18 protein-coding genes are annotated in these 21,369 nt (G+C 66.0%); 11 read left to right on the top strand and 7 right to left on the bottom strand.

Going from position 1 to position 21,369, the window contains the following annotated elements; translation table 11 throughout:
- Positions 1–105: 105 nt before the first annotated feature.
- Both ACLQ7E_RS19100 and ACLQ7E_RS19095 read right to left on the bottom strand, forming a co-directional pair.
- On the bottom strand, positions 106–1,041 hold the full coding sequence (locus ACLQ7E_RS19100; RefSeq protein ID WP_411734162.1) for an NUDIX hydrolase: 936 nt from the start codon (positions 1,039–1,041) through the stop codon (positions 106–108).
- Positions 1,042–1,078: 37 nt separating this feature from the next.
- Positions 1,079–1,555, bottom strand: a complete 477-nt coding sequence (locus ACLQ7E_RS19095) for a RidA family protein (protein WP_411734161.1) — start codon at positions 1,553–1,555, stop codon at positions 1,079–1,081.
- Positions 1,556–1,769: 214 nt separating this feature from the next.
- Here ACLQ7E_RS19095 and ACLQ7E_RS19090 point away from each other — a divergent pair, with 214 nt between their 5' ends.
- The 4 genes from ACLQ7E_RS19090 (at position 1,770) to ACLQ7E_RS19075 (ending at position 8,786) form a co-directional block, all read left to right on the top strand.
- Entirely contained in the window at positions 1,770–4,100 is a 2,331-nt protein-coding gene (locus tag ACLQ7E_RS19090; protein WP_411734160.1) for a transglycosylase domain-containing protein, read from the top strand.
- Entirely contained in the window at positions 4,093–5,073 is a 981-nt protein-coding gene (locus ACLQ7E_RS19085; RefSeq protein ID WP_411734159.1) for a metallophosphoesterase, read from the top strand. The genes ACLQ7E_RS19090 and ACLQ7E_RS19085 overlap by 8 nt, the downstream gene beginning before the upstream one ends.
- A gap of 75 nt (positions 5,074–5,148) precedes the next feature.
- Positions 5,149–6,981 (top strand): ABC transporter ATP-binding protein, encoded by a 1,833-nt coding sequence (locus tag ACLQ7E_RS19080; protein ID WP_411734158.1) that lies wholly within the window; start codon positions 5,149–5,151, stop codon positions 6,979–6,981.
- On the top strand, positions 6,978–8,786 hold the full coding sequence (locus ACLQ7E_RS19075) for an ABC transporter ATP-binding protein (protein ID WP_411734157.1): 1,809 nt from the start codon (positions 6,978–6,980) through the stop codon (positions 8,784–8,786). Before ACLQ7E_RS19080 ends, ACLQ7E_RS19075 begins: the two co-directional genes overlap by 4 nt.
- Positions 8,787–8,866: 80 nt before the next feature.
- Here the strand turns inward: ACLQ7E_RS19075 and ACLQ7E_RS19070 are convergent, their stop codons facing one another.
- Together ACLQ7E_RS19070 and purD are read right to left on the bottom strand one after the other, a co-directional pair.
- Positions 8,867–9,772: a phosphoribosylaminoimidazolesuccinocarboxamide synthase gene (locus tag ACLQ7E_RS19070; protein WP_411734156.1), complete on the bottom strand. Its 906-nt coding sequence runs from the start codon at positions 9,770–9,772 to the stop codon at positions 8,867–8,869.
- The gene (purD, locus tag ACLQ7E_RS19065; RefSeq protein WP_411734155.1) at positions 9,773–11,059 is read right to left on the bottom strand and encodes a phosphoribosylamine--glycine ligase; all 1,287 of its coding nucleotides are present in this window, start codon (positions 11,057–11,059) and stop codon (positions 9,773–9,775) included. It abuts the gene before it with no gap.
- Between the two features lie 157 nt (positions 11,060–11,216).
- Here purD and ACLQ7E_RS19060 point away from each other — a divergent pair, with 157 nt between their 5' ends.
- The 6 genes from ACLQ7E_RS19060 (at position 11,217) to purM (ending at position 16,345) form a co-directional block, all read left to right on the top strand.
- A complete protein-coding gene (locus ACLQ7E_RS19060) occupies positions 11,217–11,837 on the top strand; it encodes a class I SAM-dependent methyltransferase (RefSeq protein WP_411734154.1) in 621 nt (206 codons plus the stop codon).
- Between the two features lie 5 nt (positions 11,838–11,842).
- The gene (locus ACLQ7E_RS19055; RefSeq protein WP_411734153.1) at positions 11,843–12,850 is read left to right on the top strand and encodes an asparaginase; all 1,008 of its coding nucleotides are present in this window, start codon (positions 11,843–11,845) and stop codon (positions 12,848–12,850) included.
- A 6-nt stretch (positions 12,851–12,856) separates the two neighbouring features.
- Positions 12,857–13,231, top strand: a complete 375-nt coding sequence (locus tag ACLQ7E_RS19050; RefSeq protein WP_411734152.1) for a sterol carrier family protein — start codon at positions 12,857–12,859, stop codon at positions 13,229–13,231.
- Between the two features lie 13 nt (positions 13,232–13,244).
- Positions 13,245–13,571, top strand: coding sequence for a hypothetical protein (locus ACLQ7E_RS19045; RefSeq protein WP_411734151.1), 327 nt, complete (start codon positions 13,245–13,247; stop codon positions 13,569–13,571).
- 62 nt (positions 13,572–13,633) lie between these two features.
- Positions 13,634–15,184, top strand: coding sequence for an amidophosphoribosyltransferase (purF, locus tag ACLQ7E_RS19040; RefSeq protein ID WP_411734150.1), 1,551 nt, complete (start codon positions 13,634–13,636; stop codon positions 15,182–15,184).
- 18 nt (positions 15,185–15,202) lie between these two features.
- Positions 15,203–16,345, top strand: a complete 1,143-nt coding sequence (gene purM / locus ACLQ7E_RS19035; protein ID WP_411734149.1) for a phosphoribosylformylglycinamidine cyclo-ligase — start codon at positions 15,203–15,205, stop codon at positions 16,343–16,345.
- Positions 16,346–16,449: 104 nt separating this feature from the next.
- Here the strand turns inward: purM and ACLQ7E_RS19030 are convergent, their stop codons facing one another.
- Entirely contained in the window at positions 16,450–17,403 is a 954-nt protein-coding gene (locus ACLQ7E_RS19030; protein ID WP_411734148.1) for a Sir2 family NAD-dependent protein deacetylase, read from the bottom strand.
- A gap of 143 nt (positions 17,404–17,546) precedes the next feature.
- Positions 17,547–17,774 (bottom strand): DUF3073 domain-containing protein, encoded by a 228-nt coding sequence (locus ACLQ7E_RS19025; RefSeq protein ID WP_411734147.1) that lies wholly within the window; start codon positions 17,772–17,774, stop codon positions 17,547–17,549.
- Between the two features lie 314 nt (positions 17,775–18,088).
- Here ACLQ7E_RS19025 and ACLQ7E_RS19020 point away from each other — a divergent pair, with 314 nt between their 5' ends.
- Positions 18,089–18,565, top strand: coding sequence for a hypothetical protein (locus ACLQ7E_RS19020; protein WP_411734146.1), 477 nt, complete (start codon positions 18,089–18,091; stop codon positions 18,563–18,565).
- Positions 18,566–18,642: 77 nt separating this feature from the next.
- On the opposite strand, the gene clpB is transcribed toward ACLQ7E_RS19020, so the two are convergent.
- Positions 18,643–21,234, bottom strand: a complete 2,592-nt coding sequence (gene clpB, locus ACLQ7E_RS19015; RefSeq protein WP_411734145.1) for an ATP-dependent chaperone ClpB — start codon at positions 21,232–21,234, stop codon at positions 18,643–18,645.
- Between the last annotated feature and the right edge of the window lie 135 nt (positions 21,235–21,369).

The raw sequence follows: 21,369 nt of genomic DNA, 5'->3' as shown, positions 1-21,369 counted from the left end.
CACCCCGGGGGGGGGGGGGGTCCCCTGTGGGGGCACCCCCCGCCACACCCGTCTTAAGCCCGGTGCGCCGCCTCCAGGTCGTTGGCCGGCGGGGATGGGACGCCGTTAGCGGCCGCGACCCAGTCCGCCGCCCTCGGCAGCGGTTGTGGTGGTCACGTCGAGATAGAATTTCCCGCCCACCTGGACGAGTTCGGGATGGTAGCTTTTCAGTTCCCGTCGCACCGAGAGGTAAGCGACGGCACCGCGGGTCGAGGCGATCTTTTCCAGGAAGACCTCCACTGCCGGGGTCGTGACCATGCTCAGTGGCAGGCCCTTCGTATCGGGCGCTCCGGCCTCGTCGCCCAGCACGGTGGTGCTGCGTTGTTCGATAACCTCGCCGGCCACCTTCCAGGCGGCCCAGATGCCCTTGCCGCGCAGGAGGGTCGGTTCCTGGCGCACCGGCAACGCCGCGGCAAAGTACCGCGTGTCAAAGCGCCGCAACGCGAAGTTCGGGGAGATCCAATGCGAAAGCGGACGCAGCAAATCGGTGCGCAGGCCCAGCCCTCGCTTCATCAGCACGTCCCCCAGGGACTTGTCTTGGCCGGCGACGGCCTCTCGCACGGCCATCCAGTCTTCGCTGTCGCAGTTTTCCACCACTGACAACTCGTCGGTACCGGCCAGCAGCACGCCCGTTTCCTCGAAAAGCTCCCGGATGGCGCACACGATGTGTGCCCTGACCAGTCGCTGGTCAAGGATTCCCAGGCGCTTTGACCACTCAGACAGACTAGGTCCGTACCAGGGAATTTCATGCTCGTCGTCGTCTTCGAGGCTTCCGCCGGGGAATGCGACACTCCCGAGCGGTGAACCGCCGGGACGATATCCCAGGTAAGTTTCGACACCCTTCGGGGAGTCGCGTATCAGCACCACCGACGAGGCCCGGCGGGTGGCGCGCGGGGTGCGGCTTCCGTAGGAAACCCAATTTTCCGCCGCGTCATATTGCGTCGGTGGAAGTTCAAAAAGACGGCGCAGCAGCCCCGTGGACGGATTGCGTGGCTTCGCCACGGGATTCTCGTTCACGGGGCCGCCGGTTTCGGAATTGTTACGCAAACTCGACTATCAGTTCAACCTCGACCGGTGCGTCCAGCGGCAGCGCGGCAACGCCGACGGCCGAACGGGCATGCAGGCCCTTGTCGCCAAGCACGGCACCGAGGAATTCGGAGGCGCCATTGATGACGGCAGGCTGGCCGGTGAAGGACGGGTCGGAGGCCACGAAGCCGACGACCTTGACGACGCGGACAATGCGGTCCAGGTCGCCGATGACGCCCTTGATGGCGGCAAGCGCGTTCAGCGCGCAGGCCTGGGCCTGGCCCGCTGCTGCCTCGGCGGAGACGGCCGCTCCGACCTTTCCTGTGACTGTGAGTTCCCCGTTAATAAAGGGCAGCTGTCCGGAGGTGTAGACCAGGTTGCCGGTAATGGTGGCCGGCACGTAGGCGGCCACCGGTGCGGCGACGGCGGGGAGTGCGTGGCCGAGCTCGGCCAGGCGTGCCTCAATGGCTGAAGAAGTCTTTTGTTCCATGGGTTTTTCTCGTTTCTGTACTTAGGCCTTGGGACGCTTGAGGTAAGCGACCGGTGCATTTCCATTGGGTCCGGGAACGACGGCAACTAGCTCCCAACCGTCGTCTCCCCACTGATCCAGGATCTGCTTCGTGGCGTGAATAATGAGTGGCAAAGTGGCGTACTCCCATTTGGTCATAACCGATACGTTAGCGCGTCCTTGTAAACTAGTAGGTATGGCAGCTAAAAAGTCCCCTTTTTTTGATACGGCTACCACCCTCGGCAAGATCGTTGCCTTCTTCGGGGTGAGCGCCTTAAGTGGCGTACTTGCGGCAGGGCTCATGGTTCCCATTGCATCCCTTGCCGGCAGTAGCGCGAACGCCGGCGTCGAGATCTTTGACGCATTGCCGGCCAGCTTCAAGGGCGAGCCGATCGCGCAGCCCTCGAAGATCGTGGCCAAGGACGGTTCCACGATTGCGACGTTCTACTCGGAAAACCGGCAACCGGTCAAGCTGAAGAACATTTCCAAGATCATGCAGAAGGCCATCATCTCCATCGAGGACGAGCGCTTCTACGAGCACAACGGCGTCGATGTCCGCGGCATCGCCCGTGCTGCCGTGAACAACTTCACCTCCTCGTCCCAGCAGGGCGCATCCACGCTGACCCAGCAGTACGTCAACAACCTGCTGGTGAACGCCGACGTCGTCAACGGCGTGGATCGCTCCGAAATGACGGTCTCCGGTTCCAAGGACATTGCCGACAAGGCTCGCGAGGCCAAGCTGGCCATTTCCATCGAAAAGGAAATGACCAAGGACGAGATCCTTGAGGGGTACCTGAACCTCGTCTTGTTCTCCGGACGCAACTACGGCATCCAGGCCGCCGCGCAGCGCTTCTACTCGGTGGACGCCAAGGACCTGAACGTGCAGCAGGCCGCGATGCTCGCCGGCATGGTCCAGCTGCCCAACGCCTACAACCCGGAGAAGTACCCGGAACGTAGCCTCAAGCGTCGCAACACCGTGCTCGCTGCCATGCTTCGCACCGGTGCCATCGACAAGCCTGCCTACGACAAGGCAGTGAAGTCCAAGCTCGGGGTCAAGCCGAAGGAAGTCAAGTCCGGGTGCGTCGCCGCCGATTCGTCCGCGTACTTCTGTGACTACGTCACGCGGCTCATCACCACCGATGAGGCCTACGGCAAGACCAAGAAGGACCGCGAGAACCTGCTGTACCGCGGTGGCCTGACCATCAAGACCACCCTGGACCCGCGCCTGCAGAAGGAAGCGGCGAAGCAGTCCAAGGCCATGATCCCGGCCGACGACAAGTCCAACATCGGCGCCGCCATCGTGACCGTCGAACCGGGCACCGGCAACATCCTGGCCATGGGCCAGAACAAGACCTACGCACCCACCGATGAATCGGTCGGAGAGCTCACCACCATCAACTTCGCGGTGGAGAAGGCGCTGGGCGGGGCCGGCGGTTTCCAGGGCGGTTCGACGATGAAGCCCTACACGACCATGGCGTGGCTCGAGTCCGGCCGCAACATGTGGGACCGGGTCAACGCACCCAACAAGCGCAACTACCCGGCTTCATTCCGTTGGCAGGCTTCCTGCCTCCCCCGCGGCTACACCATAGCTGCGGGCGACGACGGCAAGGGCTGGTCGCCGGCCAACGCCGTGACCGGCTACCCCTCGTCGATGACCGTGGACTACGGCCTGTTCAACTCCGTGAACTCCGCTACCGTGGCCGAGGCCTCCAAGTTGGACCTGTGCGCCATTGCCGAAGGCACCGAGCGCCTGGGCCTGATCGATTACGACAACCACGTAAATCCGACGACCGGCAAGACCACCTCCGCTTCCTATCCGATTTCACCGGCCAACCCGTCGTTCGTGATCGGTTCGGCCCGCATCACCCCGTTGGCTCAAGCCACCGCGTTTGCGACCTGGGCCAACAACGGCGAGTTCTGTGAGAACCGGGCCCTGACCTCGGTCACCGATGCCACTGGCACCGCATACAAGGTCAAGCCTGTCACCTGCGAGCAGGCAGTCAGCCCGCAGGTCGTCGCCGACATGAACGGCACCATGACGAAGATTGCCAAGCAGAAGGTGACCAAGGGCGCCATCGACTACCCGATCGCCGGCAAGACCGGTACCAATAACGGCGCCAACTCGACTTGGTTCGTCGGTTACACCACCGGCATGGCCTCCGCTGCCTGGGTCGGACGTTACGACAAGAACCAGAACGACGAGACCAGGAACGTCTTGATCGACGGTGTCTCCCGCAGCTGGGTCGACTCCGGTACGTGGGCCTCCCCGCTGTGGACCAACTACATGAAGCAGGTCGGGGACCTGTACCCGACCGAATCCTTCGGCAGGGCCAAGTCCGCTCCCAAGCCTCCGGCCCCGAAGAAGGTCGAAGAGGATGAATCGGATTCGGCGAGCTCCGAAACCTCCACTTCGAAGGAGACCGAAGCGGCGAAGGAATCGGAAGCCCCGAAGGCGACCGAGACTGCCAAGCCCAAGGGCAACAGCGGCGACACGCCAACCCCTCCCAAGAAGACCAACGATGACTAGTTCCATGGCGACTTCATCCGCGCTGCCCGAAGCGGTCTCACGCACTGTGCGTGGGGCCGCTTTGGCGGCTGGTGCGGCTGCAGCCGGCGCCGGCATCCTCTTTGGCTACGGGCTGGGCCAGACCACGCGATTCGGCGTGCGCGAGGAAACCTTGGCGCTGCTGCCCCCGGGTTCCTCCCCGATCCGGATGCTCCACCTTTCGGACATCCACATGGTTCCGGGCCAGGAACTCAAGCGCCGCTGGCTGGCATCGCTTGCGGAGATGGAGCCCGACCTGGTCATCAACACCGGTGACAACCTGGGCCACATGGACGGCCTGGCGGCCCTGCTGGAGGCGCTGGGTCCGCTCATGGCGTTCCCGGGTGCCTTCGTGCCCGGATCGAATTGCTACTTCGGGCCGAAACCGAAGAACCCCTTCCGCTACCTTCGCAAGCGCTCGGACACGCCGCGCAACTCACCCAAGTACCAATTGCCCTGGCAGGCCATGCACCGCGCCTTCGGATCCGCGGGCTGGGTCAATCTGACCAACAGGAATCATTCCCTGGCGGTGAAGGGCACGCGCCTGGATTTCACGGGCGTGGACGACCCGCACCTGGACCTGGATCGCTTTGCCGGCTGGCCGGCCGGCTCCTCCACCTCCGGCACTGCCCCGCACCTGCGCGTCGCGCTCGCCCATGCCCCGTACCAACGCGTCCTGGACAAGTTCACCGACGCTGGCACCGACCTGATCCTGGCCGGACACACCCACGGCGGCCAGGTCTGCATCCCGGGATACGGCGCCCTGGTGACCAATTGCGACCTGCCGACCTGGCGGGCCAGCGGGCTGACGCAATGGGACTTCGCCGGCAAGAGCACGCCGCTGAACGTGTCAGCCGGCATCGGGACCTCGCGCTTCGCCCCGGTGCGGATCGCCTGCCCGCCGGAGGCCATCCTGCTCACCTTGACGGCCCGGGACCAAGCCAATCCCATCTGATTGAACAATCCCAACCCCACACTGTAAGGTATTTGCAGAAGCCAAAACACGCGCGGGGATTGAGGTCGGACACCGGTGGCAACACAACAAGGGCACGCCCCCGCGGCGGGCACGCCCACGCTGGGCCGGACCCTTGCCCGGCTGATTCCCTTCGTCAAGCCCATCCTGCCCCGATTGTTCTTCGGGTTCCTGTGCGCGCTGGCGGCCGGCATCGTCGCCCTGACCATCCCCCAGGTCCTGGCCTGGCTGGTGAACAATGTGCTGCACCCGGAAGGCAGGAACTCCGAGGTCTGGCTGGCCGTCGGGCTGGTGGCGGGCCTCGGCGCCCTCGAGGCGCTGCTGGTGTTCCTGCGCCGGCAGTTCGTGATCACCCCCGCTGCCCGCCTGGAAACCCAGTTGCGGGTGCGCTTGTTTGCCCACCTGCAACAGCTGCCCGTGGCCTTCCACGAGCGCTGGGGCTCGGGACAGCTGCTCTCCCGGTCCATGTCTGACCTGAGCCTGCTGCGCCGCTGGCTCGCCTTCGGCGCCATGATGCTGGTGGTTTCCACGGTCACAGTGATCGCCGGCCTCACCCTGATGTTCAACTCCAGCTGGGTGCTGGGCGCCATCTACCTGGCCGGGGCCATCCCCATCACCATCAAGGCATTCCACTTCCGCTCCAACTACCGTGCCGCCAGCCGGCTGAGCCAGGACCAGGCCGGTGACCTGGCCACGGCAGTGGAGGAATCGGTCCACGGCATTCGCGTGATCAAGGCCTTTGGCCGTGGCCGCCACATGTACGACGGCTTCAATTCCCAGGCCAAGGAGTTGCGCGACACCGAGGTTTCCAAGGCCAAGACCCTGGCCGGATTCATCCTCTTCGTGGTCGCGATCCCCGAAACCACCCTGGGCCTGGGCCTGGCGGCCGGGCTCTGGCTCACCGCACAGGGCGAGCTGAGCGTTGGTGCGCTCGTGGCCTACTTCGCGACAGCCACGGTGCTTGCCGGTCCGGTGGAAAACATGGGCATGCTCATGGGCATGACGCTCACCACGAAGACGGCCCTGGACCGCCACTTCGAGGTCATGGACACCGCGAACACCATCACATCCCCCAATTCGCCGCGCTCCCCCGCGGATCCGTGCGGGGACCTGGAACTTCGCAACGTCTTCTTCCGCTTCCCCGACACCCCGGCCACTGCCGCGCCAACGCTGCGCGGGATCAACCTGCACGTTCGCCCCGGGGAAACCATGGCGCTGGTCGGAATGACAGGCACCGGAAAGTCCACGTTGCTCCAGCTGGTCCCCCGGCTCTACGAGGCCACCGGCGGGCAGGTGCTCATCGACGGCGTCGACGTGCGCGAGCGGGACCTGATCGAGTTGCGCCGCGACGTCGCCGTCGCGTTCGAGGACACCATCCTGTTTTCCTCCTCGATCCGCGAGAACGTGCTGCTCGGCGCGCCGGAACTCAGCGATCCCGAATTGGATGCCCTGCTCGAAGAGGCGATCGACACCGCGCAGGCAGGCTTCGCCCGCACGCTGCCCCAGGGCCTGGACACGGTCATCGGCGAGGAAGGGCTCTCCCTGTCCGGCGGACAGCGCCAGCGCATCGCCCTGGCGAGGGCCATTGCCGCCAGGCCACGCGTGCTGGTGCTCGATGACCCGCTCTCGGCGCTGGATGTGCGCACCGAGGAGGCCGTGACGCAGAGGCTGCGCACCACGCTTGCAGGGACCACCACGCTGATCGTTGCCCACCGGCCCTCCACCGTGGCCCTGGCCGACAGGGTGGCGCTGCTCAAGGACGGTCTCATCGACGACGTGGGCACGCACTCGGAACTGCTGGCCCGCAACGCGCACTATCACTACGTCATCGCCAGCCTCGAGGACGAGGAATCCGACATCATCCCCCTGCAAGGCGGTCCGCGAGCATGAGCCAGCACACCGGTGTCGCCAACGAGGACGCCATCACCCTGTCCAAGGAGGAACGTGCGCGCGTGCGCGCCCGCTCCTGGAAGCTGCTGGCCACCCTGGCCAAGACGCAAAAGCGCATGCTGGCGCTCACCGTGGTGCTGGTTGTCATCTCCAACGCGGCCCGCGTCGCCTTCCCGCTGATCATTGCCTGGGCCATCGACTGGGGCCTGCCGCAGGTCAGAAGCGGCAATTGGGCGGCCCTGGGCATCACCGGCGGCGCCTACGTGCTCTCCGCGATCACCGCCGGCACGCTGCTGGGCTGGTACATCCTGTGCACCGCGAAGATCTCCCAGGCCATGCTTCTGGATCTGCGGCTGCGCGTCTTTCGGCACACCCAGCGCCTGAGCCTGGAGTTCCACGAGAACTACACCTCCGGGCGCATCATTTCGCGGCAGACCTCCGACCTGGAGACGTTGCGCGAGCTGCTGGACCAGGGCATCTCCGAGCTGGTGTCTGCAGGCGTCTTCGTGGCGTTCACCCTGGTGTCCATCTTCGTGCTCGACTGGCGTTCCGGGCTGGTGGTCGTCATCGCCGCGGTGCCCATCTGGTTCCTCTTCGGCTGGTACCAGAAGCGCTCCGAGGTGGTCTACCGCGAGTCGCGGGTCGTCTCGGCCCGGGTCATTGGCAGCTTCGTGGAAACCATGACAGGAATCCGCGCCGTGAAGGCCTTCCGCAAGGAGACGGCCAACGATGCGAGCTACTCCCAGGTCGCCGGCGAATACCGCGACAACTCGATCCGCTCCATCAACCTCTTCGGGGTGCTGCAGCCCTCGCTGGTGCTCATCGGCAACCTCTCGGTGGCAGCGGTGCTGGCCTGGGGCGGCTTCCGCATCCTCGACGGCGAGCTGGGCGTGGGCGTGCTGGTGGCCCTGCTGCTGGCCACCAAGCGCGTGTTCCAGCCGGTGGAGAACATCGCCATGTTCTACCAGTCGCTGCAGTCTGCCACCGCAGCGCTGGAGAAGGTCTCGGGGCTGCTCGAGGAGGAACCCACCGTCGTGGAACCTGCCAAGCCGCAGCCGCTGGAGCAGGTTGCCGGCGCCCTGGAATTCAAGGACGCGGTCTTTGGCTACGGGGACGGCCCTGTCATCATGGACAGGTTCGACCTCTCCATCCCCGCGGGGCAAACCGTTGCCGTGGTCGGGCAGACAGGTGCCGGAAAATCCACGCTGGCCAAGCTGATTGCCAGGTTCTACGACCTGCGCTCCGGTTCACTGACCCTGGATGAGGTGCCCATCGAACAGATCGCCAACAACGACCTGCGCCGGCACGTGGTCATGGTGACCCAGGAGGCCTTCCTGTTCTCCGGAACCGTGGCGGAGAACATCTCCCTGGGCAAGCCCGGGGCCAGCATCGAGGAGATCGTCCTGGCCGCCAGGGCCGTGGGCGCCCACGAATTCATCAGCTCGCTCCCGGAGGGCTACGACACGGACGTGAACAAGCGCGGCGGGCGTGTCTCCTCCGGCCAGCGCCAGCTGATCTCCTTCGCCCGGGCCTTCCTGGCGGACCCGGCCGTGTTGATCCTGGACGAGGCCACGAGCTCGCTGGACATCCCCTCCGAGCGCGCGGTGCAGCGCGGGCTGCAGACCCTGCTGGGCAACCGCACCGCGCTGATCATCGCGCACCGGCTCTCCACGGTGCAGATCGCCGACCGGGTGTTGGTGGTCCACGACGGGCAAATCGTCGAGGACGGTTCCCCGGCCGAGCTCATCGGCTCCGCGGGCCGCTTCGCCGCCCTGCACAAGGCCTGGCGCGACTCGCTGGTCTAGCCCCGGCCACGGCCATCCAACGGCAAAGGCCCTGGATTTTCCTCCTAAAGGAAAATCCGGGGCCTTTGTTGATGCGTGGATCAGGCGCTGAAGGTCAATCCGGTCAGGCGCTCGTAGGCATCGATGTAGCGTGCACGGGTGCGCTCGATGATCTCCGCCGGCAGTGCCGGGGGTTCCTCATCCGAGTTCTTGTCCCAGCCCGAGGCCTCGGAGGTGAGGTAGTCGCGGACAAACTGCTTGTCGAAGGACGGCTGGGCCTGGCCCGGCGAGTAGGTCGTCGCATCCCAGAAGCGCGAGGAGTCGGGGGTCAGCACCTCGTCGCCCAGGGTGATCTCGCCGGTGGCCGGGTCGATGCCGAACTCGACCTTGGTGTCGGCCAGGATGATGCCGCGTTCGCGGGCGATCTCCTCGGCGCGGGTGTACAAGGCCAGCGTCGCATCACGCAGGTCGGCGGCCTGCTGGCCGCCAATGCGTGCCGCGGTTTCCTCGAAGGTGATGTTCTCGTCGTGCTCGCCGACCTCGGCCTTGGCCGAGGGGGTGAAGATCGCCGGATCCAGCTTGGAACCATCGACCATCCCTGCCTTGAGCGGCAATGCGCACACCGTCTGGCGGTCCTTGTACTCCGCCAGGCCGGAGCCGGTGAGGTAGCCGCGGGCGATGCATTCGATCGGGAACATGTCCAGCTTCTTGCACACCATGGCACGTCCAACAACGGCGTCGGGGACGTCGGTTGAGATGACGTGGTTGGGGAAATGCGCCAACTTCTCGAACCACCACAGGCTCAGCTGGGTCAGCACCTTGCCCTTGTCCGGAATCTCGGATTCCAGCACGAAGTCAAAGGCGCTGATGCGATCGCTGGCGACCACCAGCACCCGGTCGGTTTCCTCGAAGGTGGAACCTGCCGGGACGTAGAGGTCGCGGACCTTGCCCGAATAGTGGTGCGTCCAACCCGGGAGATCCAGGGTTTCGGTTTGCAGGCCTGACATTTAGTGTGTTCCTTCCGAGACGCTGATCTGGCCGTTGGCGGCCTTCAGCGCAATGTCGGTGCGGTGCTGGGCACCGTCCCAGGAGATGGCTGCCACGCCAGCGTAAGCCTTGTCGCGGGCGGCATGAAGATCGGCACCCAGGCCAACAACTGCAAGTACGCGGCCGCCGTCGACGATCACCTCGCCTGCTTCGTTGCTGGTGGTTCCCGCGTGCAGCACCGAAACGTTTTCGATGGCCTCTGCGGCGTCCAGGCCCCGGATGGTCGCACCCTTGAGGGGCGACTCGGGGTAGTTTTCCGCGGCCATGACCACGCCGACGGCTGTCTCGGGGCGCCAGTGCAACAGCTCGGCGTCATCGAGTTCGCCCTTGGCAGCCGCCATGAGCAGGCCGCCCAGGGGGGTCTTCAGGCGTGCGAGCACGGCCTGGGTCTCGGGGTCGCCGAAGCGTGCGTTGAATTCGATGACCCGGATGCCTCGGGTGGTGATGGCCAGGCCGCAGTAGAGCACCCCGGTGAAGGGGGTGCCGCGGTGTTCCATGTCGCGCAGTGTCGGGTAGGCAACGCGTTCCATGACCTCGTCGACGAAGCCTGCGGGCAACCAGGGCAGCGGCGAATAGGCGCCCATGCCGCCGGTGTTCGGCCCCTCGTCGCCATCGAAGATGCGCTTGAAGTCCTGGGCCGGGGCCAGCGGGACTGCGTGGGTGCCGTCGCAGATGACAAAGAGGGAAACCTCGGGGCCATCGAGGAATTCCTCGATGACCACGGTGCCGCCTGCCTCGAAGCAGGTCTCGGCGTGGGCCAGGGCCTCGGCGCGGTCGTTGGTGACCACAACTCCCTTGCCCGCTGCCAGTCCGTCGTCCTTGACCACGTAGGGGGCGCCGAATGCGTCAAGCGCCTCGGCGGCCTCGTCGGTGTTGGTGGCCACCTTGGCCATGGCCGTGGGCACTTCTGCCTCGGCCATGACGGTCTTGGCGAAGGCCTTGGAGGCCTCCAGCTGGGCCGCGGCCTTGGTGGGACCGAAGACGGGGATGTCCGAGGCGATCAAGGCGTCCGCCACACCTGCCGCCAGGGGTGCCTCGGGGCCGACCACAACCAGATCCGAACCCAGTTCCCGCGCCAGTGCCACCACTGCTGCGGGGTCCTGGGCATCGATCTGGTGGGTGGTGACATCACGCGAAATTCCGGCATTGCCGGGTGCGCAATGCAGGTCGGTGACGTAGGGATCCGAAGCCAAAGCGCGGATCAGTGCATGTTCGCGGCCGCCGGGGCCAATAACCAGTACCTTCACGAGGCTTAAGCCTACCGGTTCCGGCCACGCCGGCGCCCACCGGAGTCACGGGCCCGTCGCATTTGCGCCAACCGCGCACGGCATCGTCCCTCCGGCGCCGGCGGCGGGCGGGCCCACGGTCCCCGGACGGCGCGGCGCGGCGCCTATGCTCATGTACATGGAGAAGGAAACCTTGTGGCAGCAGCAGGCACGCCAAGATCCCCTGCAGGCCAGGAACTACATCGACCGTTTTGCGCAGCTTCGCGAGTCCGGTGCCGACCTGGACGGCGAGGCACGGTTCGTCGATGCGCTGCTCCCACGCGCCGCACGCGTGCTCGATGCCGGCTGCGGGACCGGGAGGGTGGGCGGGGCCTTGGCCGCACGCGGCCACCAGGTCACCGGGGTGGACCTGGACGCAGAGCTCTTGGCAGCCGCCCGAATCGATTTCCCCGCATCCCGCTGGCTGCCCGGAAACCTGGCATCGCTGGATTTGCGTGATGCCTCCGGCGCCCGCGAAACCTTCGACGTGGTCGTCTCCCCGGGAAACGTCCTGGCCTTCGTGGCCCCGGGTACCACCGGCGAGGTGCTGAAGGCCCTGGCCGCACACCTGTCGCCCGCGGGCCGGCTGGTGGTGGGCTTCTCGCTGCTCAGGGACTACGCGCTGAAGGTCTTCGAGGCCGACGCTGCCGCGGCCGGGCTGGACATCGGCGCCCGCTTTTCCACCTGGGACATGCGTCCCCTGGGCCCCGACTCGGACTTCATCGTTGCGCTGCTGCAGCGCACCCAGACAGTAAACTAGGTCACATGCCCGAAACCTTGCTTGCCTCCGAAACCGTCGACCTTGTGGTGCTCGAGCGCAACGGCTTCGTTGAATCCCGCCACCGCGGCTCCGCCGTGGTCGTCGATGCCGCGGGCAAGGTGCTCACGGCGCTGGGAAACCCGAACACCCTGGTGTACCCGCGCTCCGCGCTGAAGCCATTCCAGGCACTGGCCTCCATGCAGTGCGGGGTTCCGTTGCGCGGCGCCCAGGTGGCCATGGCCTGCGCCAGCCACGTGGGCAGCACCGAACACACCGACGTGGTTGAATCCATGCTGGCCAAGGCAGGACTGACGGAAGCCGACCTGATGTGCCCCACCGCCTGGCCGGCGCACGCCCAAACACGCACCGAACGCGTGCTGGCGGGGCTGGACGAGTCCGCGCTGTCGTTCAACTGCTCGGGCAAGCACGCAGCGTTCCTCTGGGCCTGCACGGAAAACGGCTGGGACACCAAGACCTATCTCTCCCCCGACCACCCGCTGCAGCAACGGGTCATCGAGGTCATCGAGGAATACGCCGGGGAGAAAATCACGCATCTGGGCGTGGACGGGTGCGGGGCACCGGTCCCGGTGATTTCCCTGGCCGGCCTCGCCCGCGCGGTGTCCAAGCTGGCACTGGCCCCGGGCAACAAGCATGCTGATGCGCGGGCGGCAACCATTGCCACCGCGATGCTGGACTACCCGTGGGCGGTCCAGGGCCATGGCCTGCCCAACTCCGTGGTGATGGAGGATCTGGGTGTCATTGCCAAGCTCGGCGCCGAGGGCGTGTTGATGCTCGCCGCCGCCAACGGCACGGCGGTGGCCGTGAAGATGCAGGACGGTTCGGGCCGCGGAAGCGACCTGTTGGGGCTGACCCTGCTGGCCAACGCCGGCGCCATTTCCACCCGCCAGCTGGCCGACACCCTGGCCAAGCTGACCCGGCCGGTGCTCGGCGGCGGCGCCGCGGTGGGTTCGGTGCGCCTTGCCTCGCACGTCATGGACCTCCTGGACTCCTGATTCCCAGTGGCCATCAAGCGACGCATTGACCCGGCCGAGGGAGCCCGCGCCCTCGCCCGGTGGATCGAGACCGACGAGGCGGAAGCCGCCAAGCTGCCGCGCCCGCTCGTTGCCATGGCGGTGCGCTACACCCTGGAGGAACTTGCCAGCCGCGCCGAGGGCAACTCGGTGGAGGTGCGCGTTCCGCCGTTCGGGGTGACCCAATGCATCCCGGGCCCGCGGCACACCCGCGGCACTCCCCCGAACGTCATTGAGCTGCCGGCACAGATCTGGCTGGCGCTGGCGTCGGGCAAAATGGACTGGGACGCGGCACTGGCCACCGGCAAGGTGACCGCCTCCGGACTGCGCGCCGACCTGTCGGCCGAACTGCCCCTGGTTTAGTACCCTTGAGGGTATGGAATCCAGCCAGAACCCCAACAATCCCACCCCCGCCGACGAGACCGGCCCGGACGTCGAGGTGGAGGTCTATGCTGCACCCAGGTTCTGGCCGTTCGTGGGCGTGGGCGCCCTGGTTGGCGTCGTCATTGCCTTCATTTCCGCGTTCACCGGCGAGGAATCGGCGGACTTCTCCCGCAGCTCGATCGCCGGATTCCTCTCGGTCGGCTTTGCCTTCTTCGGCGTCCTGCTCGCCGGCATCGTATTCCTGGTTGTGGATCGCATCACACGCAAAAAGGCACGTCGGGCGCTTGCCGTGCCCATGGGTGATCCAGAACACCGGTAGAACGACGCTTGTGGGGCACTTCACGCCCAATCGACACCCCGGCTCGTGAGAGAATATTTCTTATGGCGCGTGGTGACGGAAACCTAAATCATGATCTTTTACCCGACGAGAAGGGCCCGCAGGATGAATGCGGTGTCTTCGGTGTTTGGGCTCCCGGCGAAGAAGTGGCGAAACTGACCTATTACGGTCTGTATGCGCTTCAGCATCGCGGGCAGGAATCGGCCGGATTGGCCACGAGTGACGGACAGCGAATCAATGTCTACAAGGACATGGGTCTGGTCTCCCAGGTGTTCGATGAGAACACCCTCAATTCCATGCCCGGGCACCTGGCCATTGGCCACTGCCGCTACTCCACCACCGGGGCAAGCCACTGGGCCAACGCCCAGCCGACGCTCGGCCCCACCGCGGCGGGCACCGTCGCGCTGGCCCACAACGGCAACTTGACAAACTCGGCCGAGCTGATGGAAATGGTCAACGACCTCCACGCAGAGTCCGAGGAAAAGGTCCGCGGCGAAATCGCCCAGGGCAACACCACCGACACCGCATTGGTGACGGCACTGCTCAACGGCACCGAGGGCGAATCCCTTGAGGAGTCGGCACTGCGTTTGCTGCCCAAGCTCAGCGGCGCCTTCTGCTTCGTCTTCATGGACGAACACACCCTTTACGCTGCACGCGACACCTACGGCGTACGCCCGCTGGTGCTCGGCCGCCTGGAACGCGGATGGGTTGTGGCCTCCGAACAGGCAGCCCTGGCCACCGTCGGTGCCAGCTTCATCCGCGAGATCGAACCCGGCGAATTCATCGCCATCGACGAGGAGGGCGTGCGCTCGCAGCGCTTCGGCGTTGCCACCCCCAAGGCCTGCGTCTTCGAGTACGTCTACCTGGCCCGCCCGGATGCGGCCATCAACGGCCGCTCTGTGTACGAGTCCCGCGTGGAAATGGGCCGCCAGCTGGCCCGCGAAAACGCCGCCGATGCCGACATCGTCATCCCGGTCCCGGAATCGGGTACCCCCGCCGCCATTGGCTACGCCGAAGAGTCCGGCATTCCCTTTGCCCACGGCTTCGTGAAGAACGCCTACGTGGGACGCACGTTCATCCAGCCTTCGCAGACGCTGCGCCAGCTGGGCATCAAGCTCAAGCTCAATGCCCTGGTGCCGGTCATCAAGGGCAAGCGCGTCGTGGTCGTCGATGACTCCATCGTGCGCGGCAACACCCAGCGCGCCGTGGTGCGGATGCTCCGCGAGGCCGGCGCCGCCGAGGTCCACGTGAAGATCTCCTCCCCACCGGTGAAGTGGCCCTGCTTCTACGGCATCGACTTCGCCACGCGTGCCGAGCTCGTGGCCAACGGTGCGGCCGTGGACGAGATCGGCAAGTCCATCGGTGCCGACTCCCTGGCCTACATTTCCGAGGACGGCATGATCGATGCCACCCTCCAAAAGCGCGAACGCCTGTGCACCGCATGCTTCACCGGGGACTACCCGATCGCCTTGCCCGGTTCCGACCGCATCGGCAAGAACCTGCTTGAACGAAGCAACCAGGCGGGATGTGAGCCGGGCCCGGATGCCGAATTCGAGTCCGCCCTCACCGCCGAAGACAAAACACCGCGCAACTAAGTAAAGGACACATCAGAGATGACAAGCGCCACCCCTGAGAATTCCGGAATCACCTACGCTTCGGCCGGTGTCGATGTCGAGGCCGGTGACCGCGCCGTTGAGTTGATGAAGGGCGCCATCAAGGCCACCCACAACGCCAATGTCCTGGGCGGGGTAGGCGGATTCGCCGGCCTCTACGACGCCTCGAAGTTCCTGAGCTACAAGAAGCCGTTGCTTGCAACCTCCACCGACGGCGTGGGCACCAAGGTCGCCATTGCCCAGGCCATGGACATCCACCACACCATCGGCCACGACCTGGTCGGCATGGTCGTCGATGACATCGTCGTCGTGGGTGCCGAGCCGCTGTTCATGACCGACTACATTGCCTGCGGCAAGGTCGTTCCCGAGCGCATCGCGGACATCGTCCGCGGCATTGCCGAGGGCTGCACGATCGCCGGCACCGCGCTGGTCGGCGGGGAAACCGCCGAGCACCCGGGCCTGCTGGGCGAGCACGAATACGATGTCGCCGGCGCCGCCACCGGAATCGTCGAGGCCGACGGCCTGCTCGGCCCGGAGCGGGTCAAGGACGGGGATGTCATCATCGGCATGGCCGCCTCCGGCATCCACTCCAACGGCTACTCGCTGGTCCGCAGCGTCGTTGCGCACGCCGGCTGGGCGCTTGACCGCCACGTGCCGGAATTCGGCCGCACCCTGGGCGAGGAGCTGTTGGAACCGACCCGCATCTACACCATGGACTGCCTGGACCTGATCCGCGCGTTCAACGTCGACGGTGCCATCGACATCCACGGTTTCAGCCACGTCACCGGCGGCGGCCTTGCAGCCAACCTGGCGCGCGTGCTGCCACAGGGCCTGATGGCCACCGTGGAGCGCTCGACCTGGGCACTTCCCCCGGTCTTCAAGGTCATCGCCGAGCTCGGCTCGGTTCCACAGCCGGACCTGGAGCGCACGTTGAACCTGGGCGTGGGCATGGTTGCCATCGTTGACGCCTCGGTGGCCGACGCGGCGCTGACCCGCCTGAACGCCCGCGGCATGACCTCATGGGTCATGGGCAAGGTCGGATCCGTCACCGAGGAGGCCAAGGCCTCCGGCCTGGACTACGTCCAGGGCGCCAAGGGCGTTGACGGCGGCGCGGTTCTGATGCGCGGCAACTTCGCCGGCTAGCTGCCACAAGCCTTAGCCGTGAGAGGGACCGTACCCATTGGGTACGGTCCCTCTCCGGTTTAACGCCCATGGCCGGATGCATCCGGAAACCTGTGGGGCCGATGCTACATGGGCCGGCGCACGGCCCCGTCGGCCGGAGCCTCCAGGACGGCAAGTGCCTCGGCGATATTGCTGCGCCACCGGAAGTCTGCCTTGGCATCTCCCCGGGTGGGGCCGCCGTTGATCAGCCCGACCGGCTTGCCGGCGCTGCGCGCGTCCAGGAGTAGCTTGTAGCCGCTCATAACGGCCAGCGAGGAGCCGATCACCAGCAGCGAGGTGGATCGGGCTTCAAGTTCCTTGAGCCGCACCTTGCGCTCGGGCGGGACGTTTTCACCGAAGTAGACCACGTTGGGCTTCAGTGCCTGCGATCCGCACACCAGGCATCCGACCATCTGGAACTCCGCCACGTGGGCCTTGTCCAGCGACACGTCGCCGTCGGGATTCACCAGTGACGGGTCCAGGTCGATCCGCTCAAGGTACCCGGGGTTTGCCTCGTGCAGCCTCGCGTCGAGGCTCTGCCGGTTTTCCAGGGCACCGCAGTTCAGGCAGCTGATCTGTTCCAGGTCCCCATGCAGGGCGATGACATTCAGTGACCCGGCGGACACGTGCAACCCGTCGACGTTCTGCGTGACGATGCCGCTGATCTTTCCCGTGGCCTCCCAGTCGGCCAGGCTGCGGTGGATGGGGTTGGGAGAGGCCTTCGCCATGTGCCGCCACCCCACGAAACTGCGGGCCCAATACCGGTGCCGGGCGCTGGGCTCGTGCAGGAATTCCTGGTAGGTCATGGGCCGGTGGCGCAGCAGCGACCCCTTGGGGCCCCGGTAGTCGGGGATTCCGGAATCTGTGGACACCCCCGCACCGGTGAGCACCAGCACAGAGCCGGCGTCCAGCATCCGGCGGATGCCGGCGGCGGCGATGGCGGAATCCTGCAGCGGGGCGTTCTCCCCGACCACGCGTTCAATCGAACGAATGGCGGCGCGGTGCGCCATCTGGATTCCGAGCCGTCCCTCGTGAAGCATCTGCCGTTACCTCGGTTTCGGGGGCATGGCAAAGGCCGCGGTCACCAACGCAGTAACTGCGTAGTGGCCACGGCTGCCGTTTTCACGTACTGGAAAAACCATAACCGCCGATTTCCCGGCGGTCACTTCAGGGAGCCGGCGCATCAGCTGATGCGCCGTTGGTCGTCCTCGTCTTCATCGTCTGCGTACTTTTCTTCGTAAGCCGAATAATCGGCTTCGTAAGGTACGTCGACAGGGCTTGGTATCGAGGTGCTATGACCACGATTCTTCCCAAGCTCGCGTTCCAAGGCGGACAAATCAGTGGCCGGGGAGAAATATTTCATGTCCCTGGCCTGTCGTGTCGCTTTTGCCTTCTGACGGCCGCGCCCCATGGCGTGACCCCCTTTTTTCAGTAGATCTGGAGGTGGTCCACCCGTGTCAGGAGGAGGCCCCAGAATATGTGACTAATTCTTTCGTATTTCAAGGTTAACATGATTCGGCGGCGAGTGCCTGCCCGGAACCGCCGTTCCGCCGGTAGAGTATTATTTTGTCCACCAAGTCGACTGCCAACTGCTCGGGAGCTTGCTTGCCTGATCCGCCACCGCCAGAGCCGAGAGCTGCGCTTCCTGCTCTTAGTGCCAAGTCACAGGTGCGTTCGTGGTGGCGCGCCCCGGCCCTCTGGGCACTGCTCGGCGCACTGGGAATCATGCTGATTGTGATCTATGGAGCCGGCAGGTTTTTCGGCGGGGACGATGCCCCTGCGCCGACCACCGAAGTGACGAGAAACGCATCCCCCGGCCTCGACGGAGTCATTGCCTCCAAGGTCCCTGCCGACCAATTGCAGGTCGGCGACTGCCTTCAGGGATTCGCCGGCCCGCTCGAGCCGTCAACCGTGGTGACCTGCCAGACAGCCCACAACGCACAACTGATTGGGACCTTCACGATCGGCGGGGACTCGTTCCCCGGACCGGCGGGAATCCTTGCCCAATCCGAGGAACTCTGTAAATCTGTTCCGCTGGATCCGACCAGTCCCCTGGACACCGGCTGGTCGTATCATTTCTCCCGCCCTTCCGAGTCAACGTGGAAGACCGGGGACCGGCTTGTTGCCTGCTTCCTGGCCCTGAACGAGGGAAGCGTGCGCGTTTCCATGCTGCCGCCCGAAACCTCCGCGCTGAACACCTGACGCCCGGGCCCGATCGGGGCCGCCGGTGCCGGAAGTGGTTGTGGCCACTGCGGGCACCGGCCGGACCCGGGCCGGTGCTATCCGCGGCGCGAGGAGACGCTCAGCCCGTCGGCGGCCGCGGTGACGCCCACCAGTACGGTGTCGCCGTCCTGGATGCCGCCAGCCAGCAATTCGCGGGCCAGCCTGTCGCCGATCTCGCGCTGCACCAGCCGCCGGAGCGGCCGGGCACCGAAGGCCGGGTCGAAGCCGGTGAAGGCCAGCCAGTCGCGTGCATCGTCGTCCACCTCGAGCGACAGGCGTCGACCGGCCAGGCGGCTGCCCAGCGCGTCGACCTGCAGGGCGACGATCGACCCCAGCTCATCGAGCGAGAGCGCATCGAACATGATCACGTCATCCAGCCGGTTCAGGAACTCGGGCTTGAACGAGGCGTTGACCAGGTTCATCACGGCCGCGCGCTTGGTGTCCTCTGCCAGCGTCTGGTCGACCATGAACTGCGAGCCGAGGTTCGAGGTCATGATCAGGATGACGTTGCGGAAGTCGACCGTTCGCCCCTGACCGTCGGTGAGGCGCCCGTCGTCCAGGACCTGCAGCAGGATGTCGAAGACCTCGGGGTGGGCCTTCTCCACCTCGTCGAGCAGCACCACCGAGTAGGGGCGGCGACGCACCGCCTCGGTGAGTTGGCCACCCTCCTCGTAGCCGACATAGCCCGGAGGGGCACCGACCAGGCGGGCCACCGTGTGCTTCTCCGCGTACTCGCTCATGTCCAGGCGCACCATGGCGCGTTCGTCGTCGAAGAGGAAGTCGGCCAGCGCCTTGGCCAGCTCGGTCTTGCCCACGCCGGTGGGGCCCAGGAACAGGAACGAGCCGGTCGGGCGGTCGGGATCCGAGATCCCGGCCCGGGCGCGGCGCACCGCGTCGGACACCGAAACGACCGCCTTCTGCTGGCCGATCAGCCGGTGCCCCAGGAAGTCCTCCATGTGCAGCAGCTTCTGGCTTTCACCCTGCAGCATCCGCCCGGCCGGGATGCCGGTCCAGGCGGAGACGACCTCGGCAATGTCGTCGGCGGTGACTTCCTCGGCCACCATCAGGTCCTTGGGGCCGCCGGCGGCCTCGGCCCGGGCGGCGTCGGCCATCTCCTTCTCCAGCGCCGGGATCTCCCCGTAGAGCAGGCGCGAGGTGCTCTCCAGGTCGCCCTCGCGCTGCAGCTTCTCGGCACGCGAGCGCAGCACGTCCAGGCGGACCTTGAGATCGCCGACGCGGTTCAGGCCGGCCTTTTCCGATTCCCAGCGCGCGTTGAGCGCATCGAGCTCTTCCTTCTTGTCGGCCATGTCGGCGCGCAGGGCACCGAGGCGTTCGCGGGACCCCGCATCGGCTTCACCCGAGAGCGCGAGCTCCTCCATGGTCAGACGGTCCACCGAGCGGCGCAGCTGGTCGATTTCCTCGGGGGCGGAGTCGATCTCCATGCGCAGCCGGCTGGCGGCCTCGTCGACCAGGTCGATGGCCTTGTCCGGGAGCTGGCGCCCGGAGATGTAGCGGCTGGACAGGCCCGCCGCGGCCACGAGCGCGGAGTCGGCGATGGTGACCTTGTGGTGGGCCTCGTAGCGTTGCTTGAGCCCGCGCAGGATCGCAATGGTGTCATCGACGCTCGGCTCCCCCACATAGACCTGGGCGAAGCGGCGTTCGAGGGCCGGGTCCTTCTCGATGTTCCGGCGGTACTCGTCCAGCGTGGTGGCGCCGATCAGGCGCAGCTCGCCGCGGGCCAGCATGGGCTTGAGCATGTTGCCCGCGTCCATCGCGCCCTCCGAGGCACCGGCACCCACGACGGTGTGGATTTCGTCGATGAACGTGACGATCTGCCCGTCGGAGGCCTTGATTTCCTCCAGCACCGCCTTGAGCCGCTCCTCGAACTCACCGCGGTACTTCGCCCCGGCGATCATCGAGCCCAGGTCCAGGGCGATCAGCGTCTTTCCGCGCAGGGACTCGGGAACGTCGCCGGCAACCATGCGCTGGGCAAGGCCCTCGACGACGGCGGTCTTGCCCACGCCGGGTTCCCCGATGAGCACCGGGTTGTTCTTGGTGCGGCGCGAGAGCACCTGGATGACGCGGCGGATTTCGGCATCGCGGCCGATGACGGGGTCAAGCTTTCCCGAGCGGGCAATGGCCGTCATGTCGGTGCCGAACTTTTCCAGGGCCTGGAAGGTGTTTTCGGGATCGGGGTTGTTGACCTTGCGGTCCCCGCGGATTGAGGGCAGGGCGCTGGCCAACGCCTGTCGCGTGGCCCCGGAAGCACGCAGGGCCTTGCCCGCCGCGCCGGTGTCCTCGCTCAGTCCCAGCAGCAGGTGTTCGGTGGAGACGTAGCCGTCCCCCAATGCGGCTGCTGCCTGCTGTGCGGCGGTGATGGCCTGCAGGATGCCACGGGAGTACTGGGCCTGGGCCACGCTGCTCCCGGACGAGGTCGGCAGTGCCTTGATGGCGGCGCTGGCCTGGACCGACACCTGGTCGGGGTCGATTCCGGCCGCCTTCAGCAAGGCCACGGCCACCGATTCGCGCTGGTCAACAAGCGCCTTGAGCAGGTGTGCGGGTTCCACCTGCGGGTTTCCGGCCGTGGAGGCGTTCATTCCCGAAGCGGAAAGGGCTTCCTGGCTCTTGGTCGTCAATTTGGTGTCCACGCTCGTCCTTTCGATGTTGGCTAAACTCTCAAACTTGAGTCTATCTCACTCAACTCTGTTCGGACGAAGAATATTCCTTCCAAAATGCCGAAGCGCCCGGCCCCCCCCCCCCGGGGCCCGCGGGGGCGTTTAAAA

This window comes from Paeniglutamicibacter sp. (assembly GCF_046714615.1).
GTDB lineage: Bacteria > Actinomycetota > Actinomycetes > Actinomycetales > Micrococcaceae > Paeniglutamicibacter.
The sequence above is the reverse complement of the archived record's forward strand: the minus strand, read 5'-3'. Positions and strand labels throughout refer to the sequence as shown.